At 66.1% G+C, this 2,345-nt stretch carries 4 protein-coding genes; 2 read left to right on the forward strand and 2 right to left on the reverse strand.

Annotated features, from left to right (window positions below):
* A partial coding sequence (locus ACFQ36_RS22200; protein ID WP_377017651.1) for a hypothetical protein occupies positions 1-198 on the forward strand: 198 nt, incomplete at its 5' end.
* A gap of 512 nt (positions 199-710) precedes the next feature.
* On the opposite strand, the gene ACFQ36_RS22205 is transcribed toward ACFQ36_RS22200, so the two are convergent.
* Complete coding sequence (locus ACFQ36_RS22205; RefSeq protein ID WP_377017653.1) at positions 711-1,106, reverse strand: iron-containing alcohol dehydrogenase; 396 nt, start codon at positions 1,104-1,106, stop codon at positions 711-713.
* A gap of 1 nt (position 1,107) precedes the next feature.
* Here ACFQ36_RS22205 and ACFQ36_RS22210 point away from each other — a divergent pair, with 1 nt between their 5' ends.
* Positions 1,108-1,434: a hypothetical protein gene (locus ACFQ36_RS22210; RefSeq protein WP_377017655.1), complete on the forward strand. Its 327-nt coding sequence runs from the start codon at positions 1,108-1,110 to the stop codon at positions 1,432-1,434.
* A gap of 713 nt (positions 1,435-2,147) precedes the next feature.
* Here the strand turns inward: ACFQ36_RS22210 and ACFQ36_RS22215 are convergent.
* A partial coding sequence (locus ACFQ36_RS22215) for a hypothetical protein (protein WP_377017657.1) occupies positions 2,148-2,345 on the reverse strand: 198 nt, incomplete at its 5' end.

Genomic DNA, 2,345 nt, shown 5'->3' on the forward strand with positions numbered 1-2,345 from the left:
CTGGACCCGGTGCTCCCGGAGTCCTTCGGCGACCTGCACATCACCAACGCGCCCATGGGCGCCGGGCGGATCACCATCGATGCGTCCGGTACCAGCGTCTCCGTCCAGGGGCTGCCCGAAGGCATGGTGCTCCACCGCGGGCAACGGCCCTGGATGGCCGATTTGCTGGCGCAGGCCGAACGGCGCCGAAAGGCTTGACGAAGGCCGATGCGGCCCGGGAGCCTCCGGGGTGGCCGCGCCAGGGATTGCTGAGAAGCGGCCCCCTGTAACGGGTTCGGCGACCTCGGTTCCGGCCCACCCGGTGGGAACTCACCCTGATCGGAATCTCACCATGGTCTGGGGCACCGCCTTCCTGCTCCTCCACGCCGCGATGAAGCACAGCGGCCCGTTCTTTTTCGTCGGCGTCCGGTTCCTCACGGCCGGACTGATTGGCGTGCTCGTGTTCCGCCGCGTGCTGATGCGGTACTCGTTGGTGAAGAGCATTCTGCGTTCCCCGGTTTGCAGTTCCCGGATCCACGCGATCCGTGAGCTGCGGCGTGATGTCCTCGACGTGTCCGCTGTAGTGAATATGCCCGTTCCCGTGGATGTCGATGTGATCGCCGCGTCGGAGGGCGGCGGCGTCGAGAACGCTGCCGGTGTTGTCCGTCATGGTGCGATTGCCTTTGGTTCCTGGCGTCCATCTCCAGGAAGTGCGGTGTTGCTGGTATCCACTAACCGACGCCGGCTTCACTCACCAGGTGGTTTGCAGGCGTACGAGGAGGCTTCACCGGGAGTGGCTGTTGGGGTTGCTCCGATGTCGGGGCCGTGCCGCTCCAGGCTGCCCGCAGTATCGCAAGCAGGTCCTTTCGTGTTGTGGCGCGCGGATTGGACGACGGAATCGCGGGCAGGATCATGTCGGCGGCCTCTTCGAGGTTGTCCTGTTTCAGGCCGTAGTCCCTCAGCGCGGTGGGGGCGCCGAGTACTTTCCGGAGCTGGTTCAGGCCTTCAATGGCGTTCCTTTGGCCAAGTGCCGTGGCGATACGGGCGGCCGCTTGGGGCGCGGCCGGGGCATTGAATGCCAGGACATTCGGGATCGGCTGGATCCTGTGTGCCGTCTCCTTCTTCATCATGCTCCAGGCCCCGAACGGAAACTTCCCGCTCATCGTCGGGCTGTACAGTGCCGGACTGTTCTTCCTGATCGGCCCCTTTTCGGCCCTGCTGTTCTTCACCGGCGAGAGCTTCCCCGTCCACACCCGTGCCACGGGCAGCTCGATTATCAACGCCTCCGGTCAGGTTGGGGCGATCCTCGGCGGCCTCCTGATCACCGCCACCCTTGCCGCCGGCGGCGGCTGGATTAACGCGACATTATGGTGGGGCGTCCTGCCGATCCTGGCCTCCGGCCTGCTCATCTTCGCCGCCCGGAACATCGACCCCCGCACGGTCCGCACGGACTGACCGGCCCGAATATACCGCACCACAAACACCATCCGCCCGGCGGGAACTCCCTGGTCCCCAGGCAATTCCCGCCGGGCGGATGACATTAAACCAGCCGGGCCCTGACCCAAGGCAAGGCACGAAAGACCCGGAGCGGGGCTGAACCGGTGGGGAGCGGGCAAGAGCGGACCCGGTCCTCTGCCCGATCCGTGTCAAAGCAGCTTTGCCCTCCACTCATCCGCCGACGACGAGGCCAGGCGTCCCGCTGGCCGAACCTGCGGACGAGCCGGTGACCGCCCCGCAAGGGCCGGCACTGCACGCGATGATGGCGGTAATGCGGAAGGCGGGGGCGGAGCCGAATATTCGCCGGACACTTGCCAGCCCGGAGACGATTGGGGAGAAACAAACTGCCTGACGCAACAAGGACATGGGAGGCGGGAACCGTTTATGCGGTTCCCGCTTCCTTTTCCGGCCAGGCGTTTTCCCACACACCGTGAAGCAGCAGCTCAAGCAGCGAGGCCGATCATGTTTGCGGCCGGGTCCGCTGGCGAGGATTCCATGGCGCCTGACGACGGAGACGGCACAGCCGTCATGGAACGCGGGTTCGGGTTCCTCACCGGATCCATCGGCCCAGCCATCCCCACCCGCCGGTGCGGTTGTTTGAGTCCAACAGCGGGATGGTCTGACTCCAGCAGCAGTCCCTCACGCGGCTACCTGATGGCTGCCGGCCCGGCTTACATCTTCGTGCGCAGTCTGGCCTGCTCCACCAGGTCGGCCATCCACGGTCGCTGCCCGCGGTGGAGCACCATGCCGTCGGGCAGCCCCTGGATCCTCACGGCGGAACCGGAAATGTCGATGGTGATCCGGCCGCCGGCCAGGGGCGCGTTGGTGATGTGCAGGTCGCCGTAGGAGTCCGGGAGCACCGGGTCCAT

Source organism: Arthrobacter sp. GCM10027362, assembly GCF_042679445.1.
Lineage (GTDB): Bacteria > Actinomycetota > Actinomycetes > Actinomycetales > Micrococcaceae > Crystallibacter.